We start from the raw sequence: 17,501 nt of genomic DNA on the forward strand, positions 1-17,501 counted from the left end.
CGCTGGTCAGGTCGTCCATGATGTCGTTGTGGACCTCCACCCGCACCCCCACCTCGATGCCCCGCTGGGACACGGCAAGCCCCAGCGTTTTGGCCACCCGCCCCATCCACTCCGCGCCCACCCGGCCCGGGGCCAGCACCACGGCCTCAGCCCGGTAGGTTCCCTTGACCGTCGTGACGCCGCGCACCCGGCCGTCCTCGACCACAACCCCGGCCACCTCCTCGCCGGTGTGAAAGGTCACCCCGTGCGAGGCGATGTGGTCGGCCATGCCCGTGATCAGGCCGGGCAGATGGTCGCTGCCCAGGTGCTTCTGGCGGATGAGCAAAAGATCCAGCCCTTGGCGGCGGGCCCCCCGCCGAATCTCCCGGGCCTGTTCCATGTCCGTGGGATAGACCGGGCCGTCCATGCCGAACCGGGTGAACACGGCCTCGGTCTCCTCGATCAGGGCCATGGCCTCAGGGCCGGGCAGAAACTGGGTCAGGTCGGTCTTGCCCAGGATGTGGATGAAATTGAGCTTGCCGTCGGAAAAAAGCCCGGCCCCGCCAACTCCCGACAAAATGTTGCAGGGCTGGCAGCGCACGCACTCGCTCCCCTGCCGCCCGGCGATGGGACACTTGCGCTGGCGCGGCCCCTGCCCCTTATCCAGGACCAGGATGCGCAGATTGCCGTATTCGGCCAGCCAGTAGGCGCAAAAAAGCCCGGCCGGGCCGGCCCCGACGATGATGACGTCAAACCTGTCTTTTTTCGAGGCCGCCACAAAACGCTCCTTGCACCTGTGCGTTGCCGCCACGACCGGGCCCGGCGCGCCAGACCGGTCACGGCGACTTTAGCCCCGGGAGAGGGGGCGCGGCAAGAGGAGATGCCGGGTTGGCCCCGACGCGGCTCCAGCCCCGCGAACTCGCAATCCCTGCCCACGCAACTACATCAATTCCCTGTGTTTTATGGAAAAATAATTTTTCTCTGTTTTATCTTGCATGTCACATCACTCTCCCATAGTAATTTATCTACAAATGAGACTATGCTTATGTACATCCCATTTCAAAAACCCATTCAATCATTAAGATTGCAACACGAGGTGCGCCATGCAAACCGTTTGCACCCTATTTGATTCATCATTCCGTATAAAAAAAATTTGCCTGCTGTTCATATCTATAATTATATTGTCCCATTTTCCTGTACAGACTATGGCTGCGGCAACACCTGGCAGCCTTGATCCAGACTTTGACATCGGGCTTGGGGCTCAAAAAAAATCCGTAATCTACGGCATTTACCAGGAATCCCCCACGTCCTTCATCGTTTATGGTTCTTTTTCAACAATCAATGGGTCGAGTTACGCAGGTCTTGTGCGCGTCAATTCCACAGGCAACGTGGATACCTCTTTCGCCCCTCCGTCCTTTACCGGAGAGATCCGGGCCGTTGTCCGGCGCAGCGACGAAAAATTCCTTGTCGGAGGCGACTTTTCGGTTCTCTCCGGAGGCTCGACCTACCGGGATTTGGCTCTTTTGTCCGCGTCCGGGGCGCTGGACAACTCCTTCTGGCCAGCCTTTGCCGGGCAGGGAGTCATCAATGCCCTCGCCATGCAGTCAGACGACCAAGTGCTGTGCGGCGGCGTCGGCCTGCAACTCGCCCAGGTGTCCACGGACCCCACCCGACACTTGATCCGTGTCCAGGCCAACGGATTCGCCGATGGAGACTATCCGGTGTTCAACGGGCCTCGGGCCTACGTCACCGGCCTGACCACGGACTCCGACACTCCCGAATATCCTGATCGCCTTGAGGTCTTCGGGGCCTTCAATTCCGGGACCACCACCCAGATCAACTGGCGTACTGTCCTCAGCAACGTCGGGGCGGTCCTCAGCAGCCAACCCGACGGGGCATCCAACAACGGCCCCGTGCTGGCCGTCATCGACGCATCGGGCGGCAAGACCTATGTGGTGGGCAATTTCACCACGTCCTCCGGAATATCCGCCAACCGGATCCTGCGCCGCAACAGCAACGGAACGGTTGACGCCACGTTCAACACCGGCACAGGGCCCAACGGCGATGTCACAGGCGCCTTGCGCCTGGCCGACGATTCACTGATCGTGGTCGGGGCCTTCACCTCATTCAACGGGACGGCCTGCAACCGCATTGTGCATCTTCTCGCCACCGGGGCCGTGGACACCTCCTTTGCCGTCGGCTCGGGGGCCAACGCCCCCATCCTTGCCATCAAGAACCTGACGAGCGTGGGCATCGCCCTTACCGGGGGATTCACATCCTTCAACGGACAAAATCGAGGGGGACTGGCTGTCGTTTCCACAGGCGGCACGCTGCTTGGCACTTTCGCCAATTTTAATCCTGCCGGGAACGCCTCGGGGACCGTGACCGTAAACGATCTGGCGACTCAGCCCGACGGAAAGATCCTCATTGGCGGCAACTTCAACTGGTTTGGCGGGGTCTGGTCGCCCAATCTGGCCCGGTTGACCCGGGATGGCGCTGTGGACACGACGTTCTCGGCCGGACTTGGTCCGGACGGCGTGGTCCACGACGTCGCCCTCCGCTCGGACGGCTTGGTCTTTGCCGCAGGCGACCTGGTCGGTGCGGCCACACGTCCTCTGGGCGGCGTGGCCCGGTTCACCGCCTCCGGGGCAGTGGATACGGCGTTTGCCCCCATTGTGACGAGGACCGACAACTCGCCCGCCCCGATCTACGCCGTCTTGCCCCTGGCGGGGAATCAGGTACTGATAGGCGGTCATGTGCGCAAAATCGCCGGGCAGGAGCGCAGCCCCCTGGCCCGCCTCAACACCGACGGCGGCCTCGACGCCGCTTTCACGCCCCAAATCACGATCACCAGCGGCACAGGCCTCTCCACCTACGCCTTGGCCGAAAGCTCTGGGAAATACTACGTGGGCGGCTACGTCACCTACGAAAGCCTGGCCCGGGGATTTTTCACCCGCGTCACCAGCGCCGGGGCCATCGACACCACCTTTCTCCCCGCCACGCCGTCGGCAGGCGTGGTCATCCCCAACGGCACGGTGCGGGAAATCGGCGTGCAATCCGATGGCAAGTCAGTCATCTGCGGAGATTTCGGGGAGATCATCGACAACAGTTGGAGCAGGCCGCAACGCCGAGGACTGGCCCGGTTCACCACCACCGGGGCCTTGGACCCCTTCGAGTCCACGACCGGGGCCATATCCCTGACGTATGTCGATTCCCTCTCCCTTGAACCCGATGGAAAGATCCTTTTCGCCGGAGGATTCACGAAGTACAACGATGTCAACCGGGCGCGACTGGCCAGGACAACCGCCACAGGCGCCCTGGACGCCGGATTCGATCCGGGCGAGGGGGTCACGGCCAGGGCCCGGGTCATCCGCCGGGTGGGACTGACACGGGGAGTTATCGGCGGGGATTTCACCACCTACGACGGCGCCGCGCGATCAGGTCTGGCCGCATTCATCCTTGATCCGCAGCCCTCGTTCAATCCGGCGGGAAACATGCTCCTGCTGCTCAATTAGCGGCACGAGAGAAACCGTAGCGACAGCACGCAAGGCGGAGAGGACGCCGACATGCGGAGGGTCAGGCCCGCGGCATGAGACTTGTGATCGTGCCCACAAGCACGGCGACGTCAAGGGGCTTCGAAATAACCGCATCAAGCCCCCGCTCACGGGATTGCGCCCTCTGCCGCTTCGCTGGCGCTCCCGACAGCCCGACAATGGGGAGATGGGCCTTTGCCGCCAATCCCGGCGAGGTCCGGATGATCCTGGCGGCCTCCTGGCCATCCATGTCCGGCAATGGCAGGTCCATGAGCACAAGGTCGTAGTCGTTTGCGGACAGCCGACGCAGGCCCGCGTTGCCGTCCACGGCGGCATCCACGTCGAAACCGTGCAGCAGGAGCGCTTTTTTGATGCGCCGCGCGGCATGCGCCTCATGCGCGACCAAAAGAATCCTTCCCGCCGCCAGGGGCGCGCGCCCAGACGGCGCAAAGGAAGAGGCGAACGGGAGGGGCCGTTCCCGAACCTGAAAGGCCGCGGAAAGATAGGTCGTGACGCCGCAGGGTCCGTTTTCGACCGCAAGGTCGGCTGCATCCATGATTTTCAGCAACTTCCGTACGAGAAGCAGGCCAAGCCCCGCCCCCTCTGGCCATCATCGGAAACCATGGACCGCGTTTCATAGCGGCAACAATCCGAGGGCGCTTCGGTTCGATCCGGCGTCAGGCTCGGGACAATGGAGGCGTTAATTCTCCAGGATGGCGGCGGCGCTTTGGATGTAGCTTAGAATCCCCTGGCGGGAGGCTTCGGGCAACTCGGTGAATTTGAGCCCCAGTTCGAGCTTCCCCACATCCGAGGCGGCACGCTTGATCAGGCAGTGCAGATTGTTTTGACCATGGTCGCCGAACACGAGGCAGCTGAGCAGCACCCGGTCATCCACGCCGATGGTCGGCTGGTACTTGCGCATGATCGTCAGCCCCACCCCGCATCCCGACAGGCTCAGGTCGGTCATCAATCCGGTATAAGTGGCTTCCTTGATCATGGCGCTCACCGGCAAAAGACACGGGATGCGCCTGTGGCGGCGCAGGTTGAAGCTCTCCACCCGCAGGGGGAAGGTTAAAAAAAGCAGGGGAAAGGGAGAGAACAGATACTTGATGATCTCACAGCGGAACCCAAACACCGCGCCGGATTTCAGATAGCGCACGGTGACCGGATTTCCGGAATACAAATACTGAAAAAGCATGTCCCGGCCGCCCTCGGTCAGGGAAGGCAGTTGTACGACAAGGTATTTTCCCTTGGCGTAGCCGACAAGCGCCGATGAAAGCTTCTCGTCGATACCCAGGACTTCCAGGGAGAGCTTGGCCCCCACCGGGATATCGAGCCCCTGGGGTTGTCCGTTTGTCTTTTGGCTCTTGGTCATCGCCTGTCTTCCGGAACTCACGATGCCGCTGCCGTATCCACCATACATCCCGGCGCCAACACGCATCCTGCCTGGCGAAAAAACACCACGGCAACAGACCCTTTTGGCTGGCGAACGTATTCACGACGCCGCAGGCAACGCGAAACGGTTCCTCTTGAACGAATTCAATCGGCGGTGAGACAAGGTAAACGCCGGACGGCGCGAAACGCGCCACATGCAGAAAACATTCATGATGCTATAGACGACACGCGAAACATCGTCAAGCCGAAGCCCGTCTCCGCATGGCCCGAATCAGCATGGCGGATAATTCGTCGACATCCACGGGCTTGGATATGTAGTCGTCCATGCCCGCACGCAAAAACACCTCCCGGTCCCCCTTGAGGGCGTGGGCCGTGACCGCCGCCACAAACAGGCCGGACACCTCCGCCCGCCCGAAGTTCCGGATGCGTCTGGTGGTCTCCATGCCATCCATGCCCGGCATCTGGATGTCCATGAGCACGGCGTCGAAGGTCTTGTGTCCGAGGAGCGACAAGGCCTCTTCGCCACCCGGAACCCCTTCGGGCACACACCCCAGCCGCTCCAAAAGCTTGACCGCCGTCAGCCGGTTGAGGTGGTCGTCCTCCACCACCAGCACCCGAAGCCCGGCGACGTCAAAGGCCACGTCCTTCTCCCGCTCCCCCGCGCTCTCCTGGTCCGCGTCCGCCCCTCCCGACGGGGCCATGGCGGGCAGCGGGCGGCGACCGTCCCCCGGCCCCACGGCGCCGTCCTGGGCCGTCGCCACCTGGGGTTCGGGATCCGTCACCGCCGAACGTCCCAGACGCACCCGCACGGTGAACCGGGTTCCTTCCCCTTCCCGGCTGTACAGGTGAACAAAGCCGCCCATGGCCTCGGCCAGCCGCCGGACGATGACCAGGCCCAGCCCCGTTCCCTGGCTGCGGCGCTCAAAGGAGTCCCCCGCCTGCCGGAACGGCTCGAAAATGCGGGCCTGGGCCTCGGAGGCGATCCCCACGCCCGTGTCCTCCACAATCAGATCGAGCACCGTCTCGTCCGGGGCCTCCTCGGCGGCGACGCGGGCAAGCCGCACCCGCACGCCCCCCGTGTCCGTGAACTTGAGGGCGTTGCCCACCAGATTGAAAAGAATCTGCTTGAGGCGTTGTTCGTCCCCGCGCACCCATGGGGGCATATCCGGCGACAGCTCGCAGGACAAGGTCAGCCCCCGGGACTCGGTCTGCACGCCGAAGAGGCCCTGGACCGACTCGATCAGGGCGGCGGGGCGGAAGTCCTTCACGGACAGCTCCAGTCTCCCGGCCTCGATCTTGGAAAAATCCAACACCTCGCCGATGACCTGCAACAGCGTGCGGGCCGCGCCCATGGCCGCATCCAGGTATTCCCGGTGCCGAGGCTCCACGACCTCCGTTAAAAGGATCTGCAGCATGCCCAGCACGCCGTTTAAGGGCGTGCGAATCTCGTGGCTCATGCTGGCCAGGAAATCGCTCTTGATCCGGCTGGCCTCCTCGGCCTTTTCCTTGGCCGCCACAAGTTCAGCCTGGGCCGTTTTAAGCGGCGTGATGTCCACCAGGATGCCCACCAGCCCCGCCACCTGGCCGGTGTCGTCACGGTAGGCGGCCTTGTGGAAAATCACCTGGCGTTCCCCGCCCGAGGCGGACCAGGCCGCCGCCTCGTACCCCAGGCGTTCCCCACGGAGCATGAGCTCCTCGTCATTGGCGGTATTTTGCGCGGCGACCTCCGGCGGAAAGATTTCGAAGCAGGTATGGCCGATGATGGCTGCCGCATCCTTGCCGGCAAATTCGGCGAAGGCCCGGTTGCAGCTCACAAACCGCCCCAAACGGTCCTTGTGGTAGATGGGGATGGGGGCGGCTTCGACCAGGGTGCTCACAAAGGCGTATTGCCGCTCAAGCTCCTTTTTCGCGGCGTCGCGCTCCCTCTCGCGGCGGGCCAGGGCCTCGGCCATGTCGTCGAAGTCCCGGGCCAGGACGCCGATCTCCCCGCCGATCCGGATACCGGTCCTGGCGGTGGAATCACCGTCCTTGACCCGTTCCGCCGCCTGGGTCAGGGCCGTGAGCGGATCGAGGATGGCGCGGCGGGCGAAAAGCCAGGCCCCGGCCAGGGCCAAGGCCGCCATCAGGATCAGCCCGCCCACGTGCTGCACCAGAATCCGCCGGGGCTTCTCCAGGGCCTGGGCCTCGGGAATGCCCACGATGGCCGTCATGAACCAGTCCTTGTTCTCGCCGTTGCCGACAGCCAGATGCTTGTAGGCGTAGATGCGCGGGACGCCCCCGAGGCTCACTGCGTTGAAGGCGCCCTCGTCCACGGCCGTGTTGATGTGCGCATACAGATGTTCGGGCAGGGGCTTGCCCACCCAGTCCGCATCGCCCTGATTGCGGAAAAGGACCGTCCCCCCGGCGTCGGCCAGGGTCAGGGTGGCGTCGGGAGGCAGGCTGATCTTGGCGTAGACGCTGCCGTAATAGGCCAGGTCCAGGGCCGCGCCCAGGATGAAATCCACCTGTCCCCGGGCGTTAAGAACCGGGAAGGCCATGGGCAGCGAGGCCTTGTGCGCCGAGCGGCTGACCAGCAACCGGCCCACGGTGAAGGCCTTGGTCCTCTCGACCTCGGCAAACCACTCCCGGTCGGCCACGTTTATGGGCTTGGTTTCGGGAAGGGCGCATCCGAAGACCTCGCCCGAGGGGTTCACGGCCACCAGCGTGGTATAAAACGGCATGTGGCCATGCAGTTCCGCCAGAATGCGATCCGTCGCGGCCACGTCCCGGGCCCTGATTTCGGGAATGTGGGCCAGGGTGTTTAAGACGTGCCGGGTGGTGTCCATCAGACGGGCCTGCTCGTGGGCGAACAACCGCACCAGGCCCACGATGTGCTGCTTGGATTCCTCAATGCCCGCCTGGCGCTGCGCAACGCCGGAATACACGGCCAGGGCCAGGGCCGGAAGCAGCACAAGCAGGACCAGGATGACCAATTGGTCGCGAAGCCTGAGGGACCAAAGTCGGCGAAAACACATGGACGGCAACCCCCTCCTGTGGAACCGCAAGGAACCATCTGGGGCCGGGCCGCCGGAAAAAGACCCCGGTGGACCATCCCGCCGCCCGTCATCCTTCCCAACCCGGGCGGCTTGAAACGTCGCATAGAACATACTGCCGATACGGCCTGACGCAAGCAAATCTGAAGAGTTATGGCGAAAATTTATCCCTTTCGGGCGATTTTAGCAACCGTGTCGGCATCCCTGCCGTCCCGTCCCTTCCGGCCCGCCGCCGGTTTGCCCGCCGCCGGTTTGCCCGCCGCCGCAATTTGGGCTATATCAGGCCATCGTCCGACATCCCCACACCGCACCGCCCGCAGCACAAGGAGTCGCCCATGAGTCCGTTTTCCGGCAAAAAATCCGAGGACAACGCGCCTTCCAAAAGCCCCCAGGCCGCAGACCGACCCTCCCCCGTCGCACCGGAGACGTCCCCTCCGGCCCCGGACGACGACTGGTTTCTGCCCGAGGACACACGGCGCGATGTGACCCGACTCTTCGAGAAACTGTCTGGTCCCGTGGCGCTTGAGGTCTTCACCGCGCCGGGCCAAAATGCGCCCTACAACGACTATCTCCTCAAGTTCCTTCGCGACCTGTCGCGCCTTAACGAACGCATCCAGGTAAAGACCTTCGATCTCTCCGACGACGCGGCCAAGACCCGGGGCGCGGACTTCTCCCCCACCCTGATATTTGCCCCGGACGACCTGTCCATCCGCTACCTGGGCGCGCCGCTTGGCGAGGAGGTGCGCACCTTCATGGAAGTCCTTTTGCGCGTCTCGGCCCGGCAAAGCGGCCTGTCCGAGGCCGCCAAAAAACGGCTGGCCGACCTCAAAGACCCGCGCCGGGTCACGGTGTTCGTCAATCCGGCCTGCCCTTATTGCCCGGGACAGGTCTTAAACGCCTTCCGCTGCGCCATCGAACGCCCGGACCTGGTCGCCGCCTCCTGCATCGACGCCGCCCAGCACGCCGCTGCGGCCACGGCCCGCGGCGTGGGGTCCGTGCCCCACACCATCATCGAAGACCCCGACGGCAGCCTGGCCCCGCTGTCCATCCTGGGCCTTGAGCCCGAGGACCGGTTCGTGACCGAACTTATGACCATGCAGTCCACGCCCGCCCGGGCCGACGATCCGGACGCGGCCCATGACCACGGCCACGCCGGGGACGTGACCGTCAAGGAGGTGGACGTGGTGGTCATCGGCGCGGGACCGGCCGGACTGACGGCCGGGATGTACGCCGCCCGGGGCGGGCTGACCGCCGTGGTCCTGGAGAAGGCCGTGATCGGCGGGCAGGTGAGCGTGACCCCGCAGGTGGAGAACTACCCGGGATTCGCCACGGTGGCCGGGGGCAAGCTCATGGAGATGGTGGCGGCCCAGACCCGGCAGTACGTGCCCGTTCTCGAGGGCGCGGGGGTGGACGAGATCAAGATCGGCAAGCGCATCGAGGTGGACGGCGGCGACACGGTCTACCTGTGCCGGGCGGTGATCCTGGCCACCGGGGCCACCTGGCGCAAGCTCGGCATCCCGGGCGAGGACCGTTATTTCGGGCGCGGGGTGAGCGCCTGCGCGGCCTGCGACGGCTACCTCTATAAGGACGCGGCCGTGGCCGTGGTCGGCGGCGGCAACACCGCGCTCACCGAGGCCCTGCATCTGGCCAGGCTGGGGGCTGCGGTCACGATCATCCACCGCCGGGACTCGTTTCGGGCTGAAAAGCATCTGGTGGATGCGTTGGAGAAAGAAGGCGTCCAGGTGGTCTGGAACACGGTGGTCGAGGAGGTTCTGGGCGACGAGACAGGGGTGACGGCGGTGCGGCTCAAAAACGTGGCCGACGGCGGCACGCGGGATCTTGCGGTCAGGGCGCTGTTCGTGGCCGTGGGGTATATCCCGGTGACCGGGCTGGCCCAGGACATCGGACTGGCGCTTGACGCCTCGGGCTACATCAAGGTGGATGCGGGCATGCGCACGAGCATTCCGCGGGTCTATGCCTGCGGCGACGTGACCGGCGGGGTGCGGCAGATCGTCACGGCGGTGGGACAGGGGGCCACGGCCGCCCTGTCGGCCTTTGAGGATATTTCGCATCCGTATTGGAAGAAGTGATCGCGCGCCGCGCCTGCGGCGGCCAGGACAGACGCCCGGCGCGGGGAGCAGCCGTTTTTCGCCCGGGCGTCTTGACATCGCCATGTCATCGGATATTTCTATCCAAAATGACAGGAGTGATAGGCAATGCAAATACTTCTCATTCTTTCCAGCCCCGACCCGGAGATCAAGTGGAACGCCGTGCGGTTCGGCAATTTCCTGCTCAATGAGGGGGAAGAGGTGACGCTGTTTTTGAATGGCCCGGCCGTGGACCTGTACGCCGGGGATTCGGAGACGTTTCCCATCGCCGAACAGGCCAAGGTGTTCGCCCTAAGCGACGGCAGGCTGGCGGCCTGAGGCAAGTGCATGGCCCTCCACGGCGTGGAGGCGAGCGAGTATGTGCCGCTGTCAAATATGAAGTTTCTCTATGAGCAGGTGAAGCTGGCGGAGAAGATCGTCAATTACTGATGCAGATGCCGGAGCGTTCCGACATTTCCTCTGTTCCCCGGCCCGTAACGCACGAAACGGTTGCAGCCTCTCATCGCCAAATCGCGGAGCTGCCGGTCGCTTCAGGCGTCATCAAAGCGCTTCCGCCCTCCTACGGTTGCGCCACATTGACGCCACGCCAGTTGCCGCCATCGCCAGCAGCCCGCATTCGGGGGTGCATGTCCTGACGCCATGACGAACTGACCAGAATCCTGCACGGACGCGCCTTTGACGCCATGCCGATACCGATGCTATCATAAAAGTACTTTGTGGTAGCCCCCACTTGAACGGCATCTTCCCACCCCCTGGAGCGCGGACGACATGACCACACCTTTCGAAAAAGCCAAAACTCTGCGGGATATCCGGCGTGAAGCCCGTCTTGAGGCGCTTCCGGCCGACGATCCCCGGTATGTCCCTCTGGATGCGGCTCGTGGACAGCATGTGGTCAAACGCTTTTTGAAGTTACTTGAGCACGACGGAGAATGCTTGCCGCAGGAACCCGACGCTCCCTGCGTCCACCTTGCCTACGCCGGGCACCGGGGTTGCGGAAAAACCACGGAACTCAACCGCCTCAAGAAACAACTTGAGGAGGACGGAATCTATTGTGCGTATTTCGATGCCCATCCGGAACTGGTCATGGGCGATTTGGAGTACACGGATGTGTTGTTGTACATCGCCCAAAAAATGTTGGAAGACGTGGCAAAACAGGTCGAGCTGGATCCACGTGTGCTTGAACCCGTTGAGCACTATTTCACCGAAGTGACCGAGATCAGCCGCGAAGAGATCAAAAAAGAGGTATCCCTGGAGACGTCGGCTAGAGCCGAGGGAGGCGTACCCTTTCTTTTCAAACTGCTGGCCGGGATTACCGCCCGTATTGGCGGTTCCGCGTCAACGGCCAAGGAGCTACGCACGCGACTCCAGAAACGGCCGGACCAGCTCATCGGCGCGGTCAATCTGCTCCTGGACCATGTGACCGAAAAGCTTAAAGAACTCGGACAAAACAAGCCGCTGCTCATCCTCGACAGCCTTGACCGTCTGCAACCTCCGGTTGTGGAGCGCGCCATCTTGTTGGAAGCCAGGGTCTTCACCCAGCTTCATATCAACCTCATCCTCACGGTGCCGTTGGCCTCCATCTACATACCCAGCGGCGAGAGCCTGACTTCCCAGGGCATTAAGGTTATCGCCCTGCCCATGGTGTCCGTACGCGACAAGGACCAGTCCTGGAGCCAGGAAAACGCCGGGCATGTAGATACGCTTTGCAAGCTGATCCACGCCCGGATCGACGTGAACGCAGTTTTCGAGAATCCAGAGCTTGTCCGGGAAATGGTTCTGCTTTCCGGGGGCTCGTTTCGCGAGCTATTCGAGCTCTTGGGTGAGGCCGCCCTGGAAGCCGACGAACTGCCCATCACCCGCGCCCATTTTGAAGTTGGGGCCAGGCAGGTCTGGCGTGCTTATTCAGCCCCGTTGCGTTTCGAAGACCGGAAAATGCTGGTACGGATTCATCAGGACAAGCAGGTCGACCATACGCCAGACGCCTTTCGCCTTCTTTTCCACCGCTTCGCCCTGGAATACAACGGGCGAGGTTGGGCCGATGTCCATCCCTTGATCATGCAGTTCGACGAACGGTTCAAGACGTTGCTTGAGTCTGCCCCATGAGCGAAGAGCAGGAACTCCCGCGACTGCCCCCCGCACGGCTGGCCGCCAAGCTTGCCGACTGCATCGAGGTCTACGCGGGGCTCTTTGCGCCGCTTTTAGTCGTCGGCTGGGATACCAGCATCCGGGACCGCGTGCTTGACGACGTTGCCGCGCGCCTTCCCACAGTCCACATCGTCCGCGTCGCCTACCCATCCCTGGGGGATGCGCCCCTGGTGGCGGCCCTGGCGGAGCGCATGGCGGACGTCCCCCCTGACAGACAGCCCGCCCTGGCCCTTTTGGACGCCGAGGCCCCCCTTATCCCAGGCGATACGCGACGCACCCCGACCGACGCCGCCGCACGCCTCAATTCCCTGCGCGACTCCCTGGCCCAGCGCTTCCCCTTTCCGTGGATCATCTGGCTCACAAACGAAGGTTTCAAGGATTTGGCCTCTCGCGCTCCGGATTTTTTCGATTTCCGTCGCCATGTTTTCTGGGTCGACGAAGGGGAAGCGATACGCTCCCCTGCCATGCCCTGGGCCGACGGGCAGAGGATGGAGATCGAAGCATGGCGGCCCGCAAGCACCCCCAACGGGCAGGCTGCGGGCCACATCGCCGAGTTGGGCCGGTTGGTCGAAGAGTTAGAGGGCATTCCAAACCCCACGCCTGCGCGCACCCAGGCCCAGATCGGTACACTGGCAAGGCTTGCCGAGGCCTATCTTGAGGCTGGAAACCTCCCTCAGGCCGCAGCCACGGCCGTGCGGGGTGTTTCTGTGGCCAGACAATATGGTCAAGAATTATTTCTGCCCGGAATGCAGGATCTCATGGCCCGCATTCTGGCCCGCCTCGGTCGGCGCGAAGAGGCCTTGACTGCCTCCCGGGAGGCGGTGGAATTATACCAAAGCTTGGCCCATACCAATCCGGATGCCTTCCGCCCAATCTTAGCAGGCAGTCTGAACAACCTTGCCATCAGCCTCGCCGGTCTTGGAAGGCGTGAAGAGGCGCTGACAGCCGCCAAGGATGCGCTGGAGTTGTTTCGGACTTTGGCCCAAGCACACCCGGAGGCCTTCCGTCCGGACTTGGCCATGAGCCTGAACAACCTTGCCAACAGACTCGCAGATCTCGGAAAGTACGAAGAGGCTTTGGCAACCACGCAGGAGGCGTTGGAACTATATCAAAATTTATCACAAGTTCACCCGAAAACCTTTCGTCCAGACTTGGCCACAAGTCTGAACAACCTTGCAAGCAGATTCGCTGATCTCGGAATGCGTGAAGCGGCGCTGTCCGCCGTACAGAAGGCGGTGACTATTCGCCGTGAATTGGTTCAGGCTCACCCTGCGGCATTTCGCCCAAACTTAGCCATGAGCCTAAACAACCTTGCCAACAGCCTCGCCGATCTTGGAAAGCGCGAGGAGGCATTGTCCGCCGCACAGGAGGCGGTAGAATTATATCGCTCATTGGCCCAGGCCCAACCGGAAATTTTTCGCCCAAATTTAGCCAGTAGCCTGAACACTCTTGCCAATAGACTCTCGGAACGCGGCAATCGTAAAGAGGCATTGACGGCCGCCCAGGAAGCGCTAGCGTTGTATCGGATTTTGGTTCAAGTACACCCGGATGAGTTCCTTCCGGATTTGGCCATGACTTTGAGCAACCTTACTCTCAAATTCGCCGATTTGGGAAAACACGACGAGGCATTGGCTGCCGCACAGGAGGCGGTGACAATCCGCCGTGCATTGGCCCAAGCCCATCCGGAGATCTTCCGTTCAAATTTGGCTAATAGTCTAAATAATCTTGCCATTAACCTCGCTGATCTCGGAAAACACGATGAGGCATTTGTGGCAGCCCTGGAAGCGACGGAATTGTATCGAGCTTTGGCGCAAACACACCCGGAGGCCTTTCGTCCGAACTTGGCCATAATTCTGAACAACCTTGCCCTCATGCTCACCGATCTTGGACGGCACAAAGAGGCCATAGCCGCCGCGCAGGAGGCGGCAAGGTTATATTATGGGCTGAAGCAACAAATCCCCAAGGCATTCGAAGATAATTTCATGACTGCCATGTCGACTTGGCTCTCCCTGCGCCATGACGTTTCCCGAGAAGAGGCCGCCACTCTGTTCCAGGAAAACCCCGAGACCCACATCCACGCCTTGCTCGAAGAACAAGGCGGCGAGTCACAATAATTTTCCCCAACAGCAGTGACTTGTTGTCGGAACGCACCGAGTCGCATCGCCCCGTCTGGCAAGGGCACGAACACGGCCGATTCGTTTTATTCAACCGCCTTCTCAAGCCAAATGCCGAAGTTCCCCCTCACCCCGGACACCGCGCCACCAGCACCTCGAACGTCCCGGTCTCGGACAGGTAGCTCAATAGCTCCCCCGTGGCCATGTCGAAGTACCAGCCATGGATGTACAACGCCTTGGCCTCGATGCGCTCCCTGATCCACGGAAACGTCAGCAGGTTCCCTATCGACACCAATATCGCCGCCATCTCGCAGCCGCGCTGCCGCACCGCCTCGGGCTTGTCCCGAAACTCCTCCTGTATCTCCGCCACCGCCTCCCGCGCGATCCCCACCCACGGGCCGATGAACTCGCCAAGTTCTCCGCCGTCCGACCGCAAAAGCGCCCCGATGCCGCCGCACGACGAATGCCCAAGCACGATGATGTGCTCCACCTCAAGGTGCTTTACCCCGTATTCCAGCGCCGCGCTCACGCCGTGCAGGCCGCTTCCGGCGTCATACGGCGGCGCCAGGTTGGCCACGTTGCGCACCACGAAGATGTCCCCCGGCTCGCAGCCCATAAGGAGCGCCGGGTCCACCCGCGAATCGCTGCACGCCACCACCAGCGCTCTGGGGCTCTGGCGCTCCCGCAGGCGCGCGAAATATTCGTTCTCCGCGCAGAAATAGTTTTGCTGGAACGTCCGAAAGCCCGACAGAAACCGCGCAATGTCCTTCATGCCGCAACCCCGTCCCTGCCGCGCCCCTCAAAACCGACGTTCCATGCCCCAGAGGCCGATCCCGGCAGTCTCACAACCCCGCCTCGGCCGCCGCGATCTCGCCGATGTTGCCCGACGGATACTTCAGCCGCAAAAAGAAATAGCGATCCACCACCCGCAGCACGTAATCCTTCGTCTCATCATACGGCGGCACGCCGTTATGCCGGGCCACGGCCTCAGGGCCCGCGTTATACGCCGCCAGGGCCATGACCTCGGTCTGAAATCGGTCCAGCATGGCTTTCAAGTACCGCACCCCGGCGTCGATGTTTTTTTCCTCGTCAAACGGGTCCGAAAGCCCCAAAAACCGCTGCGTGTCCGGCATGATCTGCATCAACCCCTGCGCCCCCTTGGGCGAGACGGCCATCTTGTTGAACCGCGACTCCTGCTCGATCAGCGAATACACCAGCCGCGCATCCACCCCGTGTTTCGTGCTGTAGCGGTTCACCAGCTCGATCAGCCGCTCGGACTGGACCAACTCCGGATAGCGCCGGGGCACCGTGGCGGTCGTCTTCACCGGTCCCTGGGGCGCGCCGCCGCCCCGGCCCCGCTTGCTCTCCCGCAACGCCGCCGCCTTGCCCGCCCCGGGCGCCGTCACCAGCGACCCGCGAATCTCCGTGGCCGCGCTCGGCGCGCGGGTCATCTTCGGCCCTGCGGCGAAGACCTCGGGCGCGCCGCACGGCAAAAGCCACACGACGGCCCACACGGCCGCCGCAAAGCATATGCGGGGCGCGCGCCGCGTCGCCTTTCCAGCCGTCATTTTCTCGTCCATGCCGCTCCCATACCGCGTCGTCGCACGTTCGGCAATGCGACACAGGCCGTGCCCGGGCCGGGAAAATTGCCTTGGCCCCCAGAGTGCGCTATGCCACGCACGCGCAACATCCGGCGCGACCATACAAAATAGCCCCCGGGACCACGCCATGACCACGCTCTTCCGACATCTGCCGTCCATGGACGCCGTACTGGCCCATCTCGTCAGCCAAAAGCCCTTCGACGGCCTGCCCCGGCCGCTGGTGCGCGAGGCCGCCGACCGCTTCCTGGACGTGGTGCGCGAGGAGATCCGCGCCGGGCTCGTCCCCGGCCCCGAGGCCCTGGCCCTGCCTGCCCTGGCCCCGCGCCTGTGCGCCTTCGCCGCCGCCCAGACCAAGCCCCGCTTCCGGCGCGTCTTAAACGCCACGGGCGTGGTGGTGCATACCAACCTGGGCCGGTCGCTTCTGGCCGACGCCGCCGTCACCGCCGTGGCCGAGGCCGCCGCCCGCTATTCCAACCTGGAGTTCGACCTGGCCACGGGCGAACGCGGCAGCCGCTATTCCCATGTCGAAGACCTCTTAAAAACCCTGACCGGCGCCGAAGCCGCCCTGGTGGTCAACAACAACGCCGCCGCCGTGCTCATCATCCTGGACACCCTGGCCAAGGGCCGCGAGGTCATCGTCTCCCGGGGCCAGTTGGTCGAAATCGGCGGCTCCTTCCGCATCCCCGAGGTCATGGCCAAAAGCGGCGCGATCCTAAAGGAAGTCGGGGCCACCAACCGCACCCACCGTCACGACTACGAAAACGCCATCACAGACGCCACCGCCGCCCTGCTCAAGGTCCACACCTCCAATTTCAAGATCATCGGCTTCACCAAGGAAGTCCCCCTCAAGGAACTCCAGGAGATCGGCCAGGCCCACAACCTGCCGGTCATCGAAGACCTGGGCTCGGGCAACCTCTTCGACTTCTCCACCCTGGCCATGGGCCACGAACCCACCGTGCAGCGCGTGGTGGCCGACGGCGCGGACGTGGTCAGCTTCAGCGGCGACAAGGTGCTGGGCGGCCCCCAGGCCGGGATCATCGTGGGCAAAAAGTACTACATCGACCGCATCAAAAAAAATCCGCTCAACCGGGCGCTGCGCATCGACAAGATGACCCTGGCCGCCCTGGAGGCCACCCTGCGCCTGTACCTCGACCCGGCCCTGGCCGCCGCCAAAGTCCCCACCCTGGCGCTCATCGGCCAGTCCCCGGAAACCCTGCGCAAAAAGGCCCGCCGCCTGGCCGCCATCATCAATAAGGCAGCTCCGCAACTCATGGCCGCCACGACGCGGCCCGGCGCGTCGCGCGTGGGCGGCGGCGCCTTCCCCGAAGAAGACCTGGCCACCACGCTGGTGGCCATAACCCCCACGGGCGCCGCCGTCACCGCCGACGCCCTGCGCGAACGGCTGCTGGCCGCCACGCCGCCCCTGGTGGCGCGCATCGAACACGATACCCTGTGCCTCGACCCGCGCACCCTGGCCGATGATGAACTGACGGTTGCGGCGCAGGCGTTGGTGCAGGCCCTGGAGTAAGATGCGGGGGGTGTGAACGACGCGCCCGAGGCGGGCGACGTCAGCCTGACCCTGGCCGAAGACGGC

General features: G+C 63.4%; 12 protein-coding genes. 6 read left to right on the top strand and 6 right to left on the bottom strand.

All coding sequences use genetic code 11. The features are described from left to right. On the bottom strand, positions 1 to 757 hold a 757-nt coding region (locus V3572_RS10800; RefSeq protein WP_332110998.1), incomplete at its 3' end, for an FAD-dependent oxidoreductase. Between the two features lie 427 nt (positions 758 to 1,184). Here V3572_RS10800 and V3572_RS10805 point away from each other — a divergent pair. Continuing rightward, positions 1,185 to 3,494, top strand: a complete 2,310-nt coding sequence (locus tag V3572_RS10805) for a delta-60 repeat domain-containing protein (protein ID WP_332110999.1) — start codon at positions 1,185 to 1,187, stop codon at positions 3,492 to 3,494. A 61-nt stretch (positions 3,495 to 3,555) separates the two neighbouring features. Here the strand turns inward: V3572_RS10805 and V3572_RS10810 are convergent, their stop codons facing one another. The 3 genes from V3572_RS10810 to V3572_RS10820 all read right to left on the bottom strand — a co-directional run bounded on the left by V3572_RS10810 (position 3,556) and on the right by V3572_RS10820 (position 7,921). Continuing rightward, positions 3,556 to 3,918 (bottom strand): response regulator, encoded by a 363-nt coding sequence (locus V3572_RS10810; RefSeq protein WP_332111000.1) that lies wholly within the window; start codon positions 3,916 to 3,918, stop codon positions 3,556 to 3,558. 294 nt (positions 3,919 to 4,212) lie between these two features. Continuing rightward, positions 4,213 to 4,887, bottom strand: coding sequence for a flagellar brake protein (locus tag V3572_RS10815; protein ID WP_332111001.1), 675 nt, complete (start codon positions 4,885 to 4,887; stop codon positions 4,213 to 4,215). 259 nt (positions 4,888 to 5,146) lie between these two features. Continuing rightward, the gene (locus tag V3572_RS10820) at positions 5,147 to 7,921 is read right to left on the bottom strand and encodes an ATP-binding protein (RefSeq protein ID WP_332111003.1); all 2,775 of its coding nucleotides are present in this window, start codon (positions 7,919 to 7,921) and stop codon (positions 5,147 to 5,149) included. 353 nt (positions 7,922 to 8,274) lie between these two features. Here V3572_RS10820 and V3572_RS10825 point away from each other — a divergent pair, with 353 nt between their 5' ends. The 4 genes from V3572_RS10825 to V3572_RS10840 all read left to right on the top strand — a co-directional run bounded on the left by V3572_RS10825 (position 8,275) and on the right by V3572_RS10840 (position 14,306). Next, positions 8,275 to 10,029 (top strand): FAD-dependent oxidoreductase, encoded by a 1,755-nt coding sequence (locus tag V3572_RS10825; protein WP_332111004.1) that lies wholly within the window; start codon positions 8,275 to 8,277, stop codon positions 10,027 to 10,029. A 126-nt stretch (positions 10,030 to 10,155) separates the two neighbouring features. Then, the gene (locus tag V3572_RS10830) at positions 10,156 to 10,476 is read left to right on the top strand and encodes a DsrE family protein (RefSeq protein WP_332111005.1); all 321 of its coding nucleotides are present in this window, start codon (positions 10,156 to 10,158) and stop codon (positions 10,474 to 10,476) included. 339 nt (positions 10,477 to 10,815) lie between these two features. Further along, positions 10,816 to 12,150, top strand: a complete 1,335-nt coding sequence (locus V3572_RS10835; RefSeq protein ID WP_332111006.1) for a hypothetical protein — start codon at positions 10,816 to 10,818, stop codon at positions 12,148 to 12,150. After that, positions 12,147 to 14,306, top strand: coding sequence for a tetratricopeptide repeat protein (locus V3572_RS10840; RefSeq protein ID WP_332111007.1), 2,160 nt, complete (start codon positions 12,147 to 12,149; stop codon positions 14,304 to 14,306). Before V3572_RS10835 ends, V3572_RS10840 begins: the two co-directional genes overlap by 4 nt. 127 nt (positions 14,307 to 14,433) lie before the next feature. On the opposite strand, the gene V3572_RS10845 is transcribed toward V3572_RS10840, so the two are convergent. Continuing rightward, the gene (locus V3572_RS10845; protein ID WP_332111008.1) at positions 14,434 to 15,078 is read right to left on the bottom strand and encodes a carbonic anhydrase; all 645 of its coding nucleotides are present in this window, start codon (positions 15,076 to 15,078) and stop codon (positions 14,434 to 14,436) included. A 70-nt stretch (positions 15,079 to 15,148) separates the two neighbouring features. After that, positions 15,149 to 15,886, bottom strand: coding sequence for a lytic transglycosylase domain-containing protein (locus V3572_RS10850; RefSeq protein WP_332111009.1), 738 nt, complete (start codon positions 15,884 to 15,886; stop codon positions 15,149 to 15,151). A gap of 148 nt (positions 15,887 to 16,034) precedes the next feature. Here V3572_RS10850 and selA point away from each other — a divergent pair, with 148 nt between their 5' ends. Continuing rightward, the gene (selA, locus tag V3572_RS10855; protein ID WP_332111010.1) at positions 16,035 to 17,435 is read left to right on the top strand and encodes an L-seryl-tRNA(Sec) selenium transferase; all 1,401 of its coding nucleotides are present in this window, start codon (positions 16,035 to 16,037) and stop codon (positions 17,433 to 17,435) included. Positions 17,436 to 17,501 lie beyond the last annotated feature (66 nt).

Source organism: Desulfolutivibrio sp., from assembly GCF_036584575.1.
Lineage (GTDB): Bacteria > Desulfobacterota > Desulfovibrionia > Desulfovibrionales > Desulfovibrionaceae > Desulfolutivibrio.